We start from the raw sequence: 18,579 nt of genomic DNA on the forward strand, positions 1-18,579 counted from the left end.
TATGGCGCTCTATATGGGTGTGATGTCCGGGACCAGCCTTGATGGCCTGGACATCGCCTTGATCGAGCAGTCCCCGGCGATCAAGCTGATCGCCACGCACTATATTCCCATGCCCGATACCCTGCGCACCGAGCTGCTTGCTCTTTGCGCCAGCGGGCCGGATGAGATCGCCCGCTCAGCAATTGCCCAACAGAACTGGGTAAATCTTGCTGCTCAAGGTATCCATGCTTTACTCGACCAGCAAAACCTCAAGCCCCAGGACATTCGCGCGATTGGCAGCCATGGCCAGACCATCCGCCATGAACCCGCCCGGGGCTTTACCGTACAGATCGGCAACCCGGCCTTGCTCACCGAGCTCACAGGCATCACCGTGGTCAGCGATTTCCGTAGCCGCGATGTCGCCGCCGGCGGCCAGGGCGCCCCATTGGTCCCTGCATTCCATGAAGCACTGTTTGGTGAGCACACCGGTAACCGTGCAGTATTGAATGTGGGAGGCTTCAGCAACCTCAGTCTGATTGAGACCGGCAAACCTGTAGCCGGCTTCGACTGCGGCCCAGGCAACGTCCTGCTGGATGCGTGGATTCACCAGCAACGCGGTGAACACTTTGATCGTAATGGCCAGTGGGCGGCTAGCGGCAAGGTCGAACCTGCATTACTCAACGCCCTGCTCAGTGACCCTTTCTTCGTGGCCACGGGCCCCAAGAGCACCGGCCGCGAAGTGTTCAATCTGGAGTGGCTGCACCAACACCTTGGCCGCCTACCGAGATTTGAACCTCAGGATGTTCAGGCCACCCTGCTGGAACTGACCGCCCTGACCATCATCGAAGCCCTGCAGGCCGCCCAGCCCCAGACCGGAACACTGCTGGTGTGTGGCGGCGGTGCCCACAACGGCACGCTGATGAACCGCCTGGCCGCCCTGCTACCGTCAACTCAAGTCAGCAGCACCGCCGCCTACGGAGTAGATCCCGACTGGGTCGAGGCCATGGCCTTCGCATGGCTGGCACATTGCTGCCTCAAAGGTATCGCAGCCAACCGCCCAAGTGTCACCGGGGCACGAGGACTTCGGGTACTGGGCGCCATCTACCCCGCCTAAAATCTCCAGACAGCAAAACGCCGCTTGGCCTATCACAGCCAAGCGGCGTTTTTGCGTCCGCTGTCGATCAGATCGAGAACGAAGACCCGCAACCACAGGTGGTGGTGGCATTAGGGTTCTTGATCACAAAACGCGAACCCTCCAGACCTTCCTGGTAATCCACCTCGGCACCTGCCAGGTATTGGAAACTCATCGGGTCCACAACCAGGCTCACGCCTTCGCGCTCAACGATGGTGTCATCATCGGCCACATCTTCATCGAAGGTAAAACCGTACTGAAACCCTGAACAACCGCCGCCCGTAACAAATACGCGCAGCTTCAAGCGATCATTACCCTCTTCATCGACCAGGCTCTTCACCTTGTGCGCAGCACCGTGGGTGAATTGCAAAGCCGTGGGGGTGAAGGATTCAACGCTCATGCTGATAATCTCCCGGCGTAGCGCCGCCATATGCGTAATGGCCGGCATTATCCGCTTCTCCTAGAAAAGCGGTCAACTATTGTTACGGTATATCAATCTGCGCTGTCGCCATTAAAAACACAAAAGGCCCGATCAACGGGCCTTTGCTTAGCGACTCAACCGCCTTAAGGCAGCATGCCCGCGTGGGACAGGCCCAACTTCTCATCCAAGCCAAACAGGATGTTCATGTTCTGCACCGCCTGGCCGGACGCGCCCTTGACCAGGTTATCGATCACCGACAACACCACGACCAGGTCACCGTCCTGCGGGCGATGCACAGCAATCCGGCATACGTTGGCACCGCGCACGCTGCGGGTTTCCGGATGGCTGCCGGCCGGCATTACATCGACGAACGGTTCGTTGGCATACCGTTTTTCGAACAGCGCCTGCAGGTCGACCGAGCGATCGACCACAGTGGCGTACAACGTGGAGTGAATGCCGCGGATCATTGGAGTCAAGTGTGGGACGAAGGTCAGGCCCACGTCCTTCCCAGCCGCACGACGCAGCCCCTGGCGAATTTCCGGCAAGTGACGATGCCCTTTTACCGCATAGGCCTTCATGCTTTCCGACGTCTCAGAGTACAGCGAACCGACCGCAGCACCACGACCGGCACCGCTGACGCCCGACTTGCAGTCCGCGATCAAGCGCGACGCGTCCGCCAGCCCCGCTTCCAACAATGGCAGGAAGCCCAACTGTGTAGCGGTCGGATAGCAGCCCGGTACAGCAATCAGGCGCGCTTGCTTGATCTGTTCACGATTCACTTCCGGCAGGCCGTACACCGCCTCTTCCAACAACTCCGGCGCGCCGTGGGGCTGGCCGTACCATTTGGCCCACTCATCAGCGTCCTGCAGACGGAAGTCCGCCGACAGGTCGATCACCTTGGTGCCGGCGGCCAGCAGCTCGCCGGCCAGGGCGTGGGCAACACCGTGCGGGGTGGCGAAGAACACCACGTCACACGCGCCCAGAGTCTTGATGTCCGGAACACTGAACGCCAGGCCGTCGTAGTGGCCTCGCAAGTTCGGGTACATATCGGCCACGGCCAGCCCGGCCTCGGATCGGGAGGTGATGACCACCACCTCAGCTTGCGGATGCTGAGCCAACAGACGCAGCAATTCGACACCGGTATAACCCGTGCCGCCGACGATACCGACCTTGACCATAAACCTGCCCTCAACGAACCCACTGGAAAGCCGTCGATAATAGGGGTCGTATCGTTCTGCGACAACCGCCAACGTGACGTATGGGCGCATCAGCCACTACTATGCTCAGTTACCGTGAACCTGGGAATAACTAGAAATGCTCTATCTATGGGTCAAAGCCTTCCATATCGTCAGTATCGTCTGCTGGTTTGCCGGGCTGTTCTACCTGCCACGCCTGTTCGTCTATCACGCCCAAAGCGAAGACACCGTCAGCAAAGAGCGTTTCAGCGTCATGGAGCGCAAGTTGTATCGCGGCATCATGGGGCCGGCGATGATCGCCACGCTGATTTTCGGCGGCTGGCTGATCTACCTGAACCCCAGCATCTTCCATTCGGGCGGGTGGATTCACGCCAAGCTGACCCTCGTGGTACTGCTCATTGGCTACCACCATATGTGCGGCGCGCAGGTAAAACGCTTCGCCCGTGGCGAAAACACCCGCAGCCATGTCTTTTATCGCTGGTTCAATGAAGTACCCGTTCTGATATTGCTGGCTATCGTAATTTTGGTCGTGGTCAAACCGTTCTAACTTCAATTACTCGGGGTACCTCCAATGTCGCTGCCCGCTCTGCTTGAACAACGTTTGCGCCTGCCCGTCGTGGCGGCGCCGATGTTCCTGATTTCCAACCCGCAACTGGTCCTGGCGTGCTGCCGCAATGGAGTGGTCGGGAGCTTCCCGGCGCTTAACCAACGCGAAAGCAGTGGCTTCAAGGCCTGGCTGGAGGAAATCGAAGCGGGCCTGGCGCTGCTGGATAACCCCGCGCCCTATGCCGTCAACCTGATCGTGCACAACAGCAATCCCCGCCTGGAGGCAGACCTGGCGATTTGCGTCGAGCATAAAGTGCCCATCGTCATTACCAGCCTGGGTGCCGTCAAAGAGCTGGTGGACGCGGTGCACAGCTATGGCGGCCTGGTGTTCCACGACGTCACCACCCGCCGCCATGCCGAGAAGGCTGCCGAGGCCGGTGTGGACGGCCTGATCGCCGTCGCGGCCGGTGCCGGTGGCCATGCCGGCACCTGGAGCCCGTTCTCGCTGATTGCCGAGATCCGCCAGTTCTTCGACAAAACCCTGCTGCTGGCCGGCTGCCTCAACCACGGGCACGAGATTCTCGCAGCCCAACTGCTCGGTGCAGACCTGGCCTATTTCGGCACCCGCTTTATCGGCACCACCGAAAGCCATGCCCCGGATGCGTATAAAGAGATGCTGCTCACATCGCGCGCCGCCGACATCGTGCACACTCCCGCTGTCTCCGGCGTGCCCGCTAGCTTTATGCGCCAGAGCCTGGAAAACGCCGGTTTCGACCTCGCCGCCCTGCAAGGCAAAGGCGAAGTCAACTTCGGCTCCAAGCTCAAGCCGTTGAGCGACGAGGCCAAGGCCTGGAAGACTGTATGGTCCGCCGGCCAAGGCGTCGGTGAGATTGATGATTTGCCCAGCGTCGATGAACTCGTTGCGCGCCTGGATGCCGAATACCGCAAGGCACGCGAACAGACGGCACAACTGCGCTGGCCACGTTGACCCAACCGCCAGGCCTGCCGATTTGACAGGCCTGCCCTACCTCCCTGAACAAGTGACAAGGAAGCCCGCATGAGCGACAACCGTTTCAAGATTGTGTTTGATGGAGCCTTGCTCCCGGGTGTCGAAAGCACCACGGCCAAACTGAACCTGGCCGAGCTGTTCAAGAGCGAAGTCGAAGCCATCGAGAAGCTCTTTACCGGCCGCCCGGTGGCGCTCAAGCGCGACCTGTCCCGCCCGGATGCGGAAACCTACCTCACCGCGCTGAAAAACGCCGGGGTCGACGCGCGTATCGAACCTGAACAGCCTGTGGCCTTCAGCCTTGCCGAAACTCACGAGACGGATTCCGGCGCCTCTGACTTCGCGCGTCCGGCAGCCTCACCTTATGCTCCTCCCCGCGCAGCAGTAGGTGATGACCTGCCGGAGCACTCCACTCTCAAAGTCTTCACTATCCATGGACGGATCGGTCGCCTGCGCTACCTGGCATGGACCCTTGTGCTGACCCTGGCAATGCTGGTTGCGGGCGGCATCATCAGCACCGTCAGCTTTGCCGTGGCCACCGCATCCCCCATTGCGGGCACCATCATCGGCGTACTGCTGGGTCTCGCGCTGTTTGTGGCGCTGGTGTGGGTCAGCGTGCAGATCGGTGTGCAGCGCCTGCATGACCTGGGCTGGTCGGGCTGGTTGTATCTCCTCAACCTGGTGCCGCTGGTGAACAGTGTCTTCCCGATCCTGTTGCTGGTACTGCCGGGCAATGCAGGCGCCAACCAGTACGGCGCGCCACCGCCACGTAACTCCACGGCAGTAAAAGTCCTGGCCACGCTGTGGTTGGCGTTTATTCCGGTCATGCTTGCCATCGTGGTGACCTTGGGCATGAACGGTTACCTTGACCAGCTCGAAGCCAACGTGGACAGCAGCTACGAAAGCAGCTCCATCACCTCCGATGAAGACGCTGATCAAGCTACGACCGTAGAAGAAGACGAAGCGCAAAGTGCTGATGAAGCAGGCGAACCTGTAGACTCTCCGGAACAGTGAAGAAACGCCCCCGGCCTGTAATGCCTTTGTTACAGGCGCGGCGGCGTTGCGATGGAGAAAGGCATGACCCGTTACGCTCTGATCACCGGCGCCTCCAGCGGCATCGGCCTGGCCCTGGCCGAAGCACTGGCCCGTCGCGGCCGCAGCTTGATTCTGGTGGCCCGCCAGCGTGATCAGTTGGAAAGCATTGCAATCGAATTGACTCAACGCTTTGGCGTCGAGGTGTTGTTCCGGGCCTGCGACCTGGGCGAGCCGCTGCGCTTGTCCGGGTTCCTGTTGGAGCTTGAAGAAGGCGAGCGGCAGATCGACCTGCTGGTGAACTGTGCCGGCATCGGCACCAGCGGGCCATTCCTGGCCCAGGACTGGATGACCGAACAGGACCTGATGGAGGTCAACATCCTGGCCCTGACCCGCATGTGTCATGCGCTCGGCAATGCCATGGCGCTGCACGGCGGCGGGCAGATTCTCAATGTGGCATCTGTCGCGGCATTCCAACCCGGCCCCTGGATGAGTACCTACTACGCCAGCAAAGCCTATGTACTGCACTTCTCCGAAGGCCTGCGTGAAGAATTGAAGACCTGCGGCATCAAGGTCTCGGTCCTCTGCCCCGGCCCGACACGCACCGCCTTCTTCGGCACCGCGCACATGGACACCGCCAAGCTCGACCGCAGCCAACAGCTGATGAGCCCCGAAGAAGTAGCGCTCTACACCGTGCGCGCCCTGGATAAGAACAAGGCCATCATCATTCCCGGTCATCGCAACCGCTGGATCGCCTTCAGCTCACGCTTCAGCCCACGCTGGCTGACCCGCAAGATCGCCGGCGCCATCAACAAGGCCTATTGCCCACGCTGACGGGCTGGGTACACTCACCCTGCACTTTCATAATGGAGAAACAGCTGTGGATACTCTGTTCACCAAGATCATCAACAGAGAAATACCCGCGGACATCATCTACGAAGATGACCAGGTCCTGGCGTTCAAGGACATCCATCCGGCGGCACCTGTGCATTTCCTGGTCATTCCCAAGAAGCACATCCCGACCCTCAATGACCTGACCGAAGAAGACAAAGCCTTGGCCGGCCACATTCTGTTCACTGCCCAGCGCCTGGCCGTAGAGCAAGGCTGCGAGGAAGGCTTCCGGGTGGTGATGAACTGCAACCCGAAAGGCGGGCAAACCGTTTATCACATCCATATGCATGTGCTGGGTCAGCGCCAGATGAACTGGCCGCCGGGCTGATCAGCCCTTCGGCAGAGGTCGCGGTCCATGGCTGCGACCCCATGCCCTTGACGCAACGCAAACGCTTGCCCCTCTCTTGCGGTAAACTGGCCGCCGAGATTCTTCCCGGAGGTCAGCATGACTACCCAACGTCACTACTCGCCGATTGACCGTCTGTTGCTGCAAGCCGACATGGCCATGCGTACGCTGCTGCCCTTCAGCGGCCAACCGTATCGCCCCTCGCCCGCCATCGTGCAGCCCGACGCGCAGATGAGCGAGACCGAGACCCGCCACGTCGCCGGCCTGATGCGCATCAACCATACCGGCGAAGTCTGCGCCCAGGCGCTATACCAGGGCCAGGCGCTGACCGCCAAGCTGCCGCAGGTTCGCGCCGCCATGGAACATGCCGCCGAGGAAGAAATCGACCACCTGGCCTGGTGCGAGCAACGCATTCGCCAACTGGGCAGTCACCCGAGCGTGTTGAACCCTTTGTTTTACGGTTTATCGTTCGGGATCGGCGCCGCTGCCGGCCTGATCAGCGACAAGGTCAGCCTGGGCTTTGTCGCAGCCACTGAACATCAGGTGTGCAAACACTTGGACGAGCATCTGGAACAACTGCCGGCAGAAGATGAAAAGTCCCGGGCCATTCTTGAGCAGATGCGCATTGATGAAGAACACCACGCAGAAAGCGCGCTGGATGCCGGTGGTTTTCGCTTCCCGGCACCGGTGCGGTTTGGCATGAGCCTATTGGCCAAGGTCATGACTAAAAGCACGTACCGAATCTGAGCCGAAAAAAGGGCGCTATCACAGCGCCCTTTATTTTTGCCCGTCGATTGAGCGATCAACCCAGTTCGATGATTTCGTAATCATGGGTAATGGCCACACCAGCTGCGCCCAGCATGATCGATGCCGAGCAGTACTTCTCGGCCGACAGCTCGATAGCGCGCTTCACCTGCGCCTCTTTCAGCGCCCGGCCCTTCACCACGAAATGCATGTGGATCTTGGTGAACACCTTGGGATCTTCAGTGGCACGCTCGGCTTCCAGAAAGGCTTCGCAGCTTTCCACCGCCTGGCGTGACTTCTTCAGGATGCTGACCACGTCGAAATTGCTGCAACCGCCCACACCAAGCAGGAGCATTTCCATCGGGCGAACGCCCAGGTTGCGGCCACCGGCTTCCGGCGGGCCGTCCATGACCACCACATGGCCACTGCCCGACTCACCGAGGAACATGGCTTCGCCCGCCCATTGGATGCGTGCCTTCATCGCCCAGACTCCACTGCTAAAAAAGGGTCGCCAGCTTAGCACAGCGCCTGCGCGCGTCTGCGTTTCCAACAAAAGCGATCAATTACAGGGGTTGCGCGGAAAATTGGCTAATCGAGTCAGAATGTGTCTGTTAAGCTGACGCCAAATCGATGGCGTAATGCCACCCCTTATGCCGCGTGTATCGATGCCGATACCGATGAATACAACAACTCAAACTATTTAGCGCAGTCTTTTCGGGATACAACCATGGTTGCTCTTACTCCCACACCCAAGATCAAGAATCTCGACAAGCTGTTGATGCATTGCCAGCGCCGCCGCTACCCGGCCAAGCACAACATCATCTGCGCCGGCGAACGTTCCGAAACACTGTTCTTCATCATCAAAGGCTCGGTCACCATCCTGATCGAAGATGAAGACGGCCGCGAAATGATCATCGCCTACCTGAACACCGGGGATTTTTTTGGGGAACTGGGGCTGTTCGAACAAGCCGGCAAGGAGCAGGAACGCAGCGCCTGGGTGCGGGCCAAGGTCGAGTGCGAAGTGGCCGAGATCAGCTACGCCAAGTTCCGCGAACTGGCCCAGCACGACCCGGACATCCTTTACGTCCTCAGCGGCCAGATTGCGCAACGCCTGCGCGATACCACGCGCAAGGTCGGTGACCTGGCATTTTTCGACGTCACCGGGCGAGTTGCCCGCTGCCTGCTTGACCTGTGCAAGCAACCCGACGCCATGACACACCCCGATGGCATGCAGATCAAGGTCACGCGCCAGGAGATCGGGCGTATTGTCGGCTGTTCGCGAGAGATGGTCGGTCGCGTGCTCAAGGACCTGGAAGAACGCAACCTGGTGCACGTCAAAGGCAAAACGATGGTGGTGTTCGGGACCCGTTAATCCGGCAGGAAGCTGGCCAACGTTTGACGGTACAACGTGTCGAGCCGGCTGATCGCATCCGGCGCTGGGAAGGCTTCGTGCAGGGCGATATGGCTCTCGGCACGCACCCGCTGGTCGAGACCGCAGGCCTGATTGAAGCGGTTGACCGCCGCGATCAGCTCTTCGCGATCGTTTTCCAGCAACAGTGCACCGTGCACCAGGCCCACCGGGCGTCCCCCGCTTTGACGCCAGCGCTGGGCAGTGCCAACCATTTTTCGGCCATTGAGATTGACGTTGTAGCGACCATCGCAAAATGCGCCGTTGATCTCGCCGACAGACGCATCGCCACCTAACTCGATCAGCAAGTCGCAGATCGGTTGGCATAACCGCAAGTAACCGGTTTCGATACGATTCTGGTCGCCTTCACTGCGCGGCGGGGCATAGACCAGGGCGATGTTGACCGTGGCACTCGACTGCGGCACTGGCTCACCGCCGGTTTCACGCAGCAGCACCGGCCAACCGGCGTCGGCGGAGACTCGGCTGGCGGTTTCAAAGGCCGGCAAGCGGCTCAACCGACGCGGCATAACCAAAGCCTGGTCGCTGGGTTGCCAGAACAACAACCCATACTCCCGCTCACCTGCGCAAACAGCAGCCAGTAAGGCTTGCTCGGTGGCCAACCCCGCTTCAACAGTCATCGACACCGGCTTAACCATCAAACACCTACCTATCTGAATAAACACAAGACCCCATGTGGGAGCGGGCTTGCTCGCGAATACGGTACATCAGACACATATTCAGTGACTGACCCACCTTCTTCGCGAGCAAGCCCGCTCCCACATTTAGACTGCATTTCAAATCTTGATCGTGTTCAAGTCAGTCTAATGTCGAACCGCTGACCGCCACGCCCCGCTCCGGGAAGAACAGGCGCTGCAATTCAGCCCCAGGGTTCTCGGCACGCATGAACGTCTCGCCCACCAGGAACGAGTAAACGCCGCTGATCTCCATCAACTCCACATCAGCTCGGTTGACGATGCCGCTCTCGGTGATAACCAGACGGTCACGCGGAATGCGCGGCAGCAGGTCGAGGGTGTTTTCCAGGCTGACTTCGAAGGTGTGCAGGTTGCGGTTGTTGACCCCGACCAGCGGTGTGTCGAGGGTTTTCAGGGCGCGCTCCAACTCATCACCGTCGTGCACTTCGACCAGCACGTCGAGGCCGACGCTTTTGGCTACGGCAGCCAACTCGGCCATCTTCACGTCATCCAGCGCGGAAACGATCAGCAGCACGCAGTCGGCACCCAGGGCGCGAGCTTCGACGATCTGGTACGGGTCGACCATGAAGTCCTTGCGGATCACCGGCAACTTGCACGCGGCGCGAGCCTGCTGCAGGAACAGGTCGGAACCCTGGAAGTAGTCGATATCGGTCAACACGGACAGGCAAGTCGCCCCACCCTTCTCATAGCTGACGGCGATTTCCGATGGCACAAAGTGTTCGCGGATCACGCCTTTGCTCGGCGAGGCTTTCTTGACCTCGGCGATCACGGCTGGTTGCTTCTGCTTGGCTTGGGCGATCAACGCATTGGCGAAGCCGCGCGGCGCATCAGCGAGCTTTGCCTGGGCTTCCAACTCGGCCAGGCTCACGCGGGCACGCCGCTCGGCGACTTCTTCAGCCTTGCGGGCCAGGATCTTTTCCAGAACGGTCGGCACACTCATCCTTCATTCTCCATCTTGAATACTGCGGTGAATGCTCCCAGCTCTTCGAGCTTCTCACGAGCCAGACCGGTGTGCAGCGCATCGTGGGCCAAAGCAACACCTTCCTTAAGACTATAGGCGTGGTCGGCTGCATAAAGTGCCGCGCCAGCATTCAAAACAATCATCTCGGCGGCTTTCTGACCGTTCTCGGTCTTGCGACGGCCCAGTGCATCACGAATCAGTTCCAGCGAAGCCGCCGGGCTTTCCACCGCCAGGCCGTGCAGGCTCTGGCTCTTCATGCCCAAGTCTTCCGGTTCGACCCAGTATTCGGTGACCTGGTCATTCTTCAGCTCCGCCACGAAGGTCGGTGCCGCCAGGCTGAATTCGTCCAGGCCGTCCTTGGAATGCACCACCAGCACATGCTTGCTGCCCAGGCGTTGCAGCACTTCAGCCAATGGTCGGCACAGCGCCTGGCTGAACACGCCCACCACCTGGTGTTTCACACCGGCCGGATTCGTAAGCGGGCCGAGCATGTTGAACAGGGTACGCAGGCCGAGGTCCTTGCGCGGGCCGGCGGCGTGCTTCATCGCACCATGGTGGGACTGGGCAAACATGAAGCCAATGCCGACGCTGTCGATGCAGCGTGCCACTTGTACCGGGGTCAGGTTCAGATAGATGCCCGCCGCTTCCAGCAAGTCGGCACTGCCGCTCTTGCCGGAGACCGCACGGTTACCATGCTTGGCCACGGTGCAGCCCGCCGCTGCGACGACAAAAGAAGACGCCGTCGACACGTTGAAGATGTTCGCACCGTCACCGCCGGTGCCGACCACATCGACGACACCGTCGAGGGTCTTGAGCTCGACCTTGTCCGCCAGCTCGCGCATCACCGACACGGCGCCGACGATTTCGTCGATGCTCTCGCTCTTCATGCGCATGGCCATCATGAACGCGCCGATCTGCGCGTCGGTGCATTGACCGGTCATGATCTCGCGCATCACATCGCTCATTTCAGCGGTGCTCAGGTCCAGGTGGCCGACGATACGGCTCAGGGCAGTCTTGATATCCATGGAAAGTCCTTAGCGCGTGCCGCCGCTCTGCTTGAGAAAGTTGGCGAACAGCTCGTAGCCCTGCTCGGTCAGGATCGATTCGGGGTGAAATTGCACCCCTTCGATGTTCAGTGTCTTGTGGCGCAGGCCCATGATCTCGTCGACCGAGCCGTCTTCCAACTGGGTCCAGGCGGTCAGTTCCAGGCAGTCCGGCAGGGTTTCGCGCTTGACCACCAGCGAGTGGTAGCGAGTCACCGTCACCGGCAGGTTAAGGCCGTGAAACACGCCCACGTTCTTATGGAACACCGGGCTGGTCTTGCCGTGCATCACCTGGCGCGCACGCACCACGTCACCGCCAAAGGCCTGGCCGATGGACTGGTGGCCCAGGCATACGCCCAGGATCGGCAGCTTACCCGCGAAATACTGGATCGCTTCCAGGGAAATACCCGCCTCGGTCGGCGTGCACGGGCCTGGCGAAACCACGATGCGCTCCGGGTTCAGGGCAGCGATCTCGGCCACGGTCAGTTCGTCGTTGCGCACCACCTTGACCTCGGCACCCAACTCGCCCAGGTACTGCACAACGTTGTAGGTAAAGGAGTCGTAGTTATCAATCATCAGCAACATGGGGGAAACCTCAGGAATTGGGGGTCTGTTCAGCCAGCGCAACGGCGCGGAACATCGCGCGGCGCTTGTTCAGGGTTTCTTCCCATTCGAGGGCCGGCACGGAGTCGGCGACAATCCCGCCACCGGCTTGCACGTGCAGCTCCCCGTCCTTGATCACGGCCGTGCGGATCGCAATCGCCGTGTCCATGTTGCCGTTCCAGGCGAAATAACCCACGGCGCCGCCGTAGACGCCGCGCTTGACCGGCTCCAGCTCGTCGATGATTTCCATCGCGCGAATCTTCGGCGCGCCCGACAAGGTGCCCGCCGGCAAAATTGCGCGCAGTGCGTCCATTGCAGTCAAGCCGGCTTTCAGCTCGCCGGTGACGTTGGACACAATGTGCATCACGTTGGAATAACGTTCGATCACCATCTTCTCGGTGAGCTTCACCGAACCGATTTCCGAGACCCGCCCAGTGTCGTTACGCCCCAGGTCGATGAGCATCAGGTGCTCGGCGATTTCCTTGTCGTCGCTCAACAGGTCTTCTTCCAGCGCCAAATCGGCTTCTTCGGTCGCACCCCGTGGGCGGGTGCCGGCGATCGGGCGCACGGTGATCAGGTTGTCTTCGACACGCACCAACACTTCCGGCGAACTGCCCACCACGTGGAAGTCACCAAAGTTGAAGAAGTACATGTACGGCGTGGGGTTGAAGCAGCGCAATGCGCGGTACAGATCGATCGGCGCAGCCTTGAAGTCGATGGACATGCGCTGCGACGGCACCACCTGCATGCAGTCACCGGCAAGGATGTATTCCTTGATGGTATCGACCGCTCGTTCGTAGTCATCCTGGGTAAAGCTGGAGCGGAACACCGGGTCGGCCGCCGGCGGACGACTGAGGTCCAGGCCGCGACGCGGAGTGATCGGCTGACGCAGTTTTTCCAGCAGGGCTTCGAGGCTGGCCCGGCCTTGCTCGAACGCATCGGCCTGGGACGGGTCGGCCAGCACGATTGCGTGCATCTTGCCGGCGAGGTTGTCGAACACCACCACCGCATCGGAGACCATCAGCAGGATGTCCGGCACGCCCAGCGGGTCCGGATTCGGGCACTTGCCCAAACGTTTTTCCACATAACGCACGCAGTCATAACCGAAATAACCCACCAGGCCGCCGTTGAAGCGCGGCAGGCCCGCGATGGTCGGCACGTTGTAGCGCGCCTTGAAGGCTTCGACGAACGCCAACGGGTCTTCGACATCATGGCTTTCGATCTCGACGCCATCATGGGTAATGCTCACATGATGGTCATGTACCCGCAGCACCGTGCGGCACGGCAGGCCGATGATCGAGTAACGCCCCCACTTCTCGCCGCCCTGTACTGACTCGAGCAGGTAGGAGTTAGGCTCATCGGCCAGTTTCAGGTAGATCGACAGCGGCGTGTCGAAGTCGGCCAGGGTTTCGCAGGCCAGGGGAATGCGGTTGTAGCCGGCAGCGGCCAAACGCAGGAATTCTTCGCGGGTCATGATATGCCTCGTGGCTTGAGGGTCTAACAGTCAGGTATGCAAACGTGCCGCAGGGTGCGGCCAGGATCAGTCAGGCGCGCCAACGCCAGCGGGCCAGGGCCTTGATGACTTTCATCCAGAGTTTGCGAGTGACCACCACGATGGAATTTCCAGAAGGGGACGGATCGGTGTCGGGCAACGTTATCTCAGCGCCCGCTCCCAAGCAACCGGGGATTAACAGGCGCAGGTCATCAATGACCATTGCCGGCGACTCTTCGGCGATCGGCCGCCCATGGTTATAGCCGTAGCTGAGGGCCACACACTGCACGCCTGCGGCCTTCGCCGCCTGCACATCACTGCGCGAATCGCCGACAAACAACGACTGCGAAGCCGGGATATTGGCCATTTTCATCACGAAAAACAGCGCTGCCGGGTCAGGTTTTTTCTGCGGCAGGGTGTCGCCACCGATGATCCAGCGGAAATAGCGGCCGATTTTCATCTGGTCCAGCAGCGGCGCGACAAAGCGCTCCGGCTTGTTGGTGATCAGGGCCATTTCCACGCCCTGCTTGCTCAGCCATTTGAGGGTGTCACGTACGCCGGGGTAGACCACGGTCAGTTCGTGGCCGTCTTCATAGGCAGCGTTGAACAGTTCCAGGGCGTGTTCAGCCTCGACCTCATCGACACCTTCGGCATCGATATGGTTGGCCAAGGCCCGGCGCACCAGCATCTGCGCGCCGTTGCCGACCCACTCGCGCACCGACTCGATCCCGGCGGGCTTGCGCCCCAGCTTGAGCAGCATCTCGTCCACCGCCGCCGCCAGGTCGGGCACCGAGTCGATCAAGGTACCGTCCAGATCGAACATCACCAGCCGTGGCAGTCTGCCGGGGAACAGCCGCTCAAAGCCGCTCATGGACGCGCCAGCGCCAGTTCGGCACGCATCTTGTCGATGACTTCCTGGTAGTCCGGCGCATTGAAGATCGCCGAGCCGGCCACGAAGGTGTCGGCACCGGCCGCTGCGATTTCACGGATGTTGTTGACGTTGACCCCGCCGTCGATCTCCAGGCGGATATCGCGGCCGGAAGCATCAATCAGCGCGCGGGCTTCACGCAGCTTGTTCAGGGTGCCCGGGATGAACTTCTGGCCGCCAAAGCCTGGGTTGACGCTCATCAGCAGGACCATGTCGACCTTGTACATCACGTACTCAAGCACACTCAACGGCGTGGCCGGGTTGAACACCAGGCCCGCCTTGCAGCCGCCTTCGCGGATCAGTTGCAGGGTGCGGTCGACGTGCAGCGAGGCTTCCGGGTGGAAGGTGATGTAGGTCGCGCCGGCTTCCACGAAGTCACCGATGATGCGATCCACCGGGCTGACCATCAGGTGCGCATCGATTGGCGCAGTGATGCCGTATTTGCGCAGCGCCGCACACACCATTGGGCCGATGGTCAGGTTGGGCACGTAGTGGTTGTCCATGACATCGAAGTGCACGAAGTCGGCACCGGCGGCCAACACCTTGTCCACTTCCTCACCCAGGCGGGCGAAATCGGCGGAGAGAATCGATGGAGCAATAACGAAGGGCTGCATGACGCACCTTTTTTGAGCTAAATCACGATGGCGCGCATTGTATACCTCATGCTTTGCCGCGCGCACCGTGACCTGGCTCAACGGCTAGTAAGCCGCCCGGTAGATTTTCTCGATATCGGCGGCGCTGAGCTTGCGCGGATTGTTGCGCATCAATCGCTCAATCCCCGCCGCCTCAACCGCCATGGCCGGGATCGCGTCCTCGGGCACGCCGAAACTGCGCAGGCCTGCCGGGATCTCGACGGCGGCACACAGTCGCGTCATCGCGTCCACGGCCTGGTCGGCCGCGTCGTTGACGCTCAACCCGCTGACATTCACGCCCATGGCCTGGGCGATATCCTGCATGCGTTCGACACAGGCCAACTTGTTCCAGTGCATCACATAGGGCAGCAGCAGCGCATTACTCACGCCATGGGCGATATTGAAACGCCCACCGAGGGGGTACGCCAACGCATGCACCGCACCGACCCCGGCATTCCCGAACGCCATGCCGGCCATCAGGCTGGCGGTGGCCATGTCGTCGCGGGCCTGCAGGTTGGCCGGGTTGGCGTAGGCCTTGGGCAGCGCCTTGGCAATCAGTTTGATCGCGCCGATGGCCAGCGCATCCGTGATCGGCGAGGCATTCAGCGACAGGTAGGACTCGATGGCATGCACCAGCGCATCCACGCCACTGGCGGCAGTAACGCTGCGCGGGCAGGTCAGGGTCATTTGCGGGCTGATCAGCGCAACGTCCGGCAGCAGGTAATCGCTGACAATGCCCTTTTTGAGTTGCGCGGCCTTGTCGGAGAGGATCGCCACATTGGTCACCTCCGAACCCGTGCCGGCCGTGGTCGGGATGGCGATCAACGGCGGGCCCTTGCGCGGCACCTGGTCGACGCCAAAGAGGTCCGCCAGCGCACCGTGGTAACCGGCGTAGGCGGCAACACTTTTGGCGATATCGATGGCGCTGCCACCGCCCACGCCGATCAGGCCGTCATGCCCGCCTTCGCGGTAAGCGCGCATGCAATCTTCGACGATGGCGATTTCCGGGTCGGGCAGTACGCGGTCGAAAATCTCGTAGGCACGTTCGCCCAGGTGTTCGAGGGCCAGCGCCACGGTGCCGGATTTGACCAGCGCGGCGTCGGTGACGATCAGCGGGTTGTCCACATCCAGGCGTGTGAGCTCAAAGGCCAGTTGTTCGATGGCGCCAGCGCCGGTGAGCAGTTTGTGGGCGATCTTGAATGAGGAAGTACTCATGTGCGCGGCCTCTTATTAAGAAATGGGCTGGCACAAGAGTAGCTCGGAAACTTGGGTTGCCTAGCATTCAGAGGCTGAATGGTGATTTCCAACACGACACAAAACCATGTGGGAGGGGGCTTGCCCCCTCCCACACTTGAATCTCCAGCAGGCCGTTAGACTGCCGCCGTACGCAGTTTCTCGCTACGCCCACGCAGCCATTCCAGGGTCAGCAACAGCAGCACCGAGAAGGCAATCAACAGGGTCGCTGCCGCCGCAATCGTCGGGCTGAGGTTCTCGCGGATGCCGCTGAACATCTGGCGCGGCAAGGTCGCCTGCTCAGGGCCGGCGAGGAACAGCGTCACCACCACTTCATCGAACGACGTCGCGAACGCAAACAGCGCCCCGGAAATTACCCCCGGCGCAATCAACGGCAAGGTCACCCGACGAAACGCCGTCAACGGCGAAGCACCGAGGCTGGCGGCCGCCCGCACCAGGTTGTGGTTGAACCCCTGCAGAGTGGCGGACACCGTGATGATCACAAACGGCACACCCAGCACCGCATGCACCACGATCAACGAGAGGAAGCTGTTGCCCAGGCCCAACGGTGCAAAGAACAGATAACTGGCCACGCCAATGATCACTACCGGCACCACCATCGGTGAAATCACCAGCGCCATCACCAGCGCCTTGCCGGGGAAGTTGCCACGGGTCAGCCCGATGGCTGCCAGGGTGCCAAACACCATGGCCAGCACCGTGGCCGCCGGGGCGACGATGATGCTGTTCTTCAATGCACGCATCCACTCGGCCGAGGCGAAGAAGTCCTGGTACCAGTGCAGCGAAAAGCCTTGCAGCGGATACACCAGAAAGCTGCCGCTGTTGAACGACAGCGGGATGATCACCAGCACCGGCAGGATCAAGAACAACAGGATCAAGCCGCAGAGGATCCGCAAGCTGTAGAACCAGACCCGTTCAACGGGCGACATGTAAGGGCTCAGCATCGCAAGTTCTCCTCAGCTCAGGCGCAGGCGGCTGGCGCCCACCAGCCGGTTGTAGATCAGGTACAGGACCACGGTGGCCAGCAGCAGCAAGCCGCCCAGTGCCGTCGCCATGCCCCAGTTGATACTGGTGTTGGTGTAGAACGCCACGAAGTAGCTGACCATCTGGTCGTTCGGGCTGCCCAGCAGGGCCGGGGTGATGTAGTAACCAATCGCCAGGATGAACACCAGCAGGCAACCGGCGCCGACACCGGCGTAGGTCTGCGGGAAGTACACGCGCCAGAAACTGGTGAATGGGTGGCAACCCAGGGAAATGGCCGCACGCATGTAGGTGGGCGAGATGCCCTTCATCACGCTGTAGATCGGCAGGATCATGAACGGCAGCAGAATGTGCACCATCGAGATGTAGACCCCGGTGCGGTTGAACACCAGTTCCAAGGGTTTATCGATCAGGCCCATGCTCATCAAGGCGCTGTTGATCAGGCCGCCGGACTGCAGCAACACAATCCACGCCGCCACCCGTACAAGGATTGAGGTCCAGAACGGCAGCAGCACCAAGATCATCAACAGGTTGCTTTTGCGCGCCGGCAGGTTGGCCAACAGGTAGGCCAGCGGATAGGCCAGCAGCAGGCAGATAGCGGTGATCACCAGGCCCATCCAGAAGGTGCGGGCGAAGATGTCCAGGTAGATCGCCTGGTCGGGTGTGGCCGGGGCCACTTCACCAAGGTCATCGATGCGGTGATCGACGGCCGCCAGCAGATAAAACGGTGTCAGGCTGCTGGTGTTGCGCCGGATCGCCTGCCAGTACGCCGGGTCGCCCCAGCGTTCATCGAGGTTTTCCAACGCTTCTTTATAAGAGCCGGGCGCTTCACTGAACGGCAGCGCCCGCGCGGTTTTGGTCAGCAGGCTGCGGTAGCCGGCCAGTTCCATGTTCAAGCGCTTGGACAGATCGCCCAGGGTCTGGTTTTTGCGCGCTTCGCCCAGGTCCTCGCTGAGGGCCTGGTACACCGGTTCACCCGGCAAGCCACGGCCGTCCCAGGCCGTCACCGCGACCACGGTACGCGGCAAGCCACCCACCACTTCCGGGTTGCCGACGCTCTTGAACAGCAACGCAATGATCGGCACCAGGAACACCAGCAGCAAGAACAGCACCAGCGGCGCAATCAAGGCCTGGGCCTTCCAGCGATTGAGCCGCTCGGCACGCGCCAGGCGCTGCTTGAGGGTGGGGCTGTTGACCTCGTTCGAGGGAACGGCGATGGCCATGGCTGACTCCGAATCTTAAAGATAAATACAGATCCCCTGTGGGAGGGGGCT

General features: G+C 60.9%; 21 protein-coding genes. 8 read left to right on the top strand and 13 right to left on the bottom strand.

The window, feature by feature from the left end:
* Position 1 precedes the first annotated feature (1 nt).
* Complete coding sequence (locus ACZ445_RS27220) at positions 2-1,093, top strand: anhydro-N-acetylmuramic acid kinase (RefSeq protein WP_058424791.1); 1,092 nt, start codon at positions 2-4, stop codon at positions 1,091-1,093.
* Positions 1,094-1,160: 67 nt separating this feature from the next.
* Here the strand turns inward: ACZ445_RS27220 and erpA are convergent, their stop codons facing one another.
* Positions 1,161-1,511 carry an iron-sulfur cluster insertion protein ErpA gene (gene erpA / locus ACZ445_RS27225; RefSeq protein WP_003176443.1) on the bottom strand — a complete coding sequence of 117 codons (351 nt, stop codon included), beginning with the start codon at positions 1,509-1,511 and terminating at the stop codon, positions 1,161-1,163.
* Between the two features lie 164 nt (positions 1,512-1,675).
* The gene (argC, locus tag ACZ445_RS27230) at positions 1,676-2,710 is read right to left on the bottom strand and encodes an N-acetyl-gamma-glutamyl-phosphate reductase (RefSeq protein WP_010206935.1); all 1,035 of its coding nucleotides are present in this window, start codon (positions 2,708-2,710) and stop codon (positions 1,676-1,678) included.
* 136 nt (positions 2,711-2,846) lie between these two features.
* On the opposite strand from argC, the gene hemJ reads away from it, so the two are divergent.
* From hemJ to coq7, 6 genes are all read left to right on the top strand, one after another.
* Entirely contained in the window at positions 2,847-3,275 is a 429-nt protein-coding gene (hemJ, locus tag ACZ445_RS27235) for a protoporphyrinogen oxidase HemJ (RefSeq protein ID WP_058424790.1), read from the top strand.
* A gap of 24 nt (positions 3,276-3,299) precedes the next feature.
* Positions 3,300-4,262, top strand: a complete 963-nt coding sequence (locus ACZ445_RS27240) for an NAD(P)H-dependent flavin oxidoreductase (protein WP_058424789.1) — start codon at positions 3,300-3,302, stop codon at positions 4,260-4,262.
* Positions 4,263-4,331: 69 nt separating this feature from the next.
* Positions 4,332-5,294 carry a DUF805 domain-containing protein gene (locus ACZ445_RS27245; RefSeq protein WP_058424788.1) on the top strand — a complete coding sequence of 321 codons (963 nt, stop codon included), beginning with the start codon at positions 4,332-4,334 and terminating at the stop codon, positions 5,292-5,294.
* Positions 5,295-5,357: 63 nt separating this feature from the next.
* Positions 5,358-6,146: an SDR family NAD(P)-dependent oxidoreductase gene (locus tag ACZ445_RS27250; protein ID WP_179029320.1), complete on the top strand. Its 789-nt coding sequence runs from the start codon at positions 5,358-5,360 to the stop codon at positions 6,144-6,146.
* A gap of 46 nt (positions 6,147-6,192) precedes the next feature.
* A complete protein-coding gene (locus ACZ445_RS27255; RefSeq protein WP_010206940.1) occupies positions 6,193-6,531 on the top strand; it encodes a histidine triad nucleotide-binding protein in 339 nt (112 codons plus the stop codon).
* Between the two features lie 117 nt (positions 6,532-6,648).
* Entirely contained in the window at positions 6,649-7,296 is a 648-nt protein-coding gene (gene coq7 / locus ACZ445_RS27260; RefSeq protein ID WP_015886151.1) for a 2-polyprenyl-3-methyl-6-methoxy-1,4-benzoquinone monooxygenase, read from the top strand.
* A 55-nt stretch (positions 7,297-7,351) separates the two neighbouring features.
* On the opposite strand, the gene ACZ445_RS27265 is transcribed toward coq7, so the two are convergent.
* On the bottom strand, positions 7,352-7,774 hold the full coding sequence (locus tag ACZ445_RS27265) for an OsmC family protein (protein ID WP_005792019.1): 423 nt from the start codon (positions 7,772-7,774) through the stop codon (positions 7,352-7,354).
* A 246-nt stretch (positions 7,775-8,020) separates the two neighbouring features.
* On the opposite strand from ACZ445_RS27265, the gene crp reads away from it, so the two are divergent.
* Positions 8,021-8,665, top strand: a complete 645-nt coding sequence (crp, locus tag ACZ445_RS27270; RefSeq protein WP_058424786.1) for a cAMP-activated global transcriptional regulator CRP — start codon at positions 8,021-8,023, stop codon at positions 8,663-8,665.
* On the opposite strand, the gene ACZ445_RS27275 is transcribed toward crp, so the two are convergent.
* The 10 genes from ACZ445_RS27275 to ACZ445_RS27320 all read right to left on the bottom strand — a co-directional run bounded on the left by ACZ445_RS27275 (position 8,662) and on the right by ACZ445_RS27320 (position 18,528).
* Positions 8,662-9,357, bottom strand: coding sequence for a lipoate--protein ligase family protein (locus ACZ445_RS27275; protein WP_179029319.1), 696 nt, complete (start codon positions 9,355-9,357; stop codon positions 8,662-8,664). The genes crp and ACZ445_RS27275 overlap by 4 nt on opposite strands.
* Before the next feature lie 160 nt (positions 9,358-9,517).
* The gene (trpC, locus tag ACZ445_RS27280) at positions 9,518-10,354 is read right to left on the bottom strand and encodes an indole-3-glycerol phosphate synthase TrpC (protein ID WP_179029318.1); all 837 of its coding nucleotides are present in this window, start codon (positions 10,352-10,354) and stop codon (positions 9,518-9,520) included.
* A complete protein-coding gene (trpD, locus tag ACZ445_RS27285; RefSeq protein ID WP_010206948.1) occupies positions 10,351-11,400 on the bottom strand; it encodes an anthranilate phosphoribosyltransferase in 1,050 nt (349 codons plus the stop codon). Before trpD ends, trpC begins: the two co-directional genes overlap by 4 nt.
* Before the next feature lie 9 nt (positions 11,401-11,409).
* Positions 11,410-12,003 carry an aminodeoxychorismate/anthranilate synthase component II gene (locus tag ACZ445_RS27290; protein ID WP_058424783.1) on the bottom strand — a complete coding sequence of 198 codons (594 nt, stop codon included), beginning with the start codon at positions 12,001-12,003 and terminating at the stop codon, positions 11,410-11,412.
* 10 nt (positions 12,004-12,013) lie between these two features.
* Positions 12,014-13,495, bottom strand: coding sequence for an anthranilate synthase component I (gene trpE, locus ACZ445_RS27295; RefSeq protein ID WP_025857058.1), 1,482 nt, complete (start codon positions 13,493-13,495; stop codon positions 12,014-12,016).
* Between the two features lie 70 nt (positions 13,496-13,565).
* Positions 13,566-14,384 carry a phosphoglycolate phosphatase gene (locus tag ACZ445_RS27300; RefSeq protein ID WP_058424781.1) on the bottom strand — a complete coding sequence of 273 codons (819 nt, stop codon included), beginning with the start codon at positions 14,382-14,384 and terminating at the stop codon, positions 13,566-13,568.
* Positions 14,381-15,055: a ribulose-phosphate 3-epimerase gene (gene rpe / locus ACZ445_RS27305; RefSeq protein WP_464707776.1), complete on the bottom strand. Its 675-nt coding sequence runs from the start codon at positions 15,053-15,055 to the stop codon at positions 14,381-14,383. The genes ACZ445_RS27300 and rpe overlap by 4 nt, the downstream gene beginning before the upstream one ends.
* A gap of 84 nt (positions 15,056-15,139) precedes the next feature.
* Positions 15,140-16,288, bottom strand: a complete 1,149-nt coding sequence (locus tag ACZ445_RS27310) for an iron-containing alcohol dehydrogenase (RefSeq protein WP_179029317.1) — start codon at positions 16,286-16,288, stop codon at positions 15,140-15,142.
* Positions 16,289-16,443: 155 nt separating this feature from the next.
* The gene (locus tag ACZ445_RS27315) at positions 16,444-17,268 is read right to left on the bottom strand and encodes an ABC transporter permease (protein ID WP_058424778.1); all 825 of its coding nucleotides are present in this window, start codon (positions 17,266-17,268) and stop codon (positions 16,444-16,446) included.
* Positions 17,269-17,280: 12 nt separating this feature from the next.
* Positions 17,281-18,528 (bottom strand): ABC transporter permease, encoded by a 1,248-nt coding sequence (locus ACZ445_RS27320; protein WP_464707777.1) that lies wholly within the window; start codon positions 18,526-18,528, stop codon positions 17,281-17,283.
* Positions 18,529-18,579 lie beyond the last annotated feature (51 nt).

The organism is Pseudomonas allii, assembly GCF_055380095.1.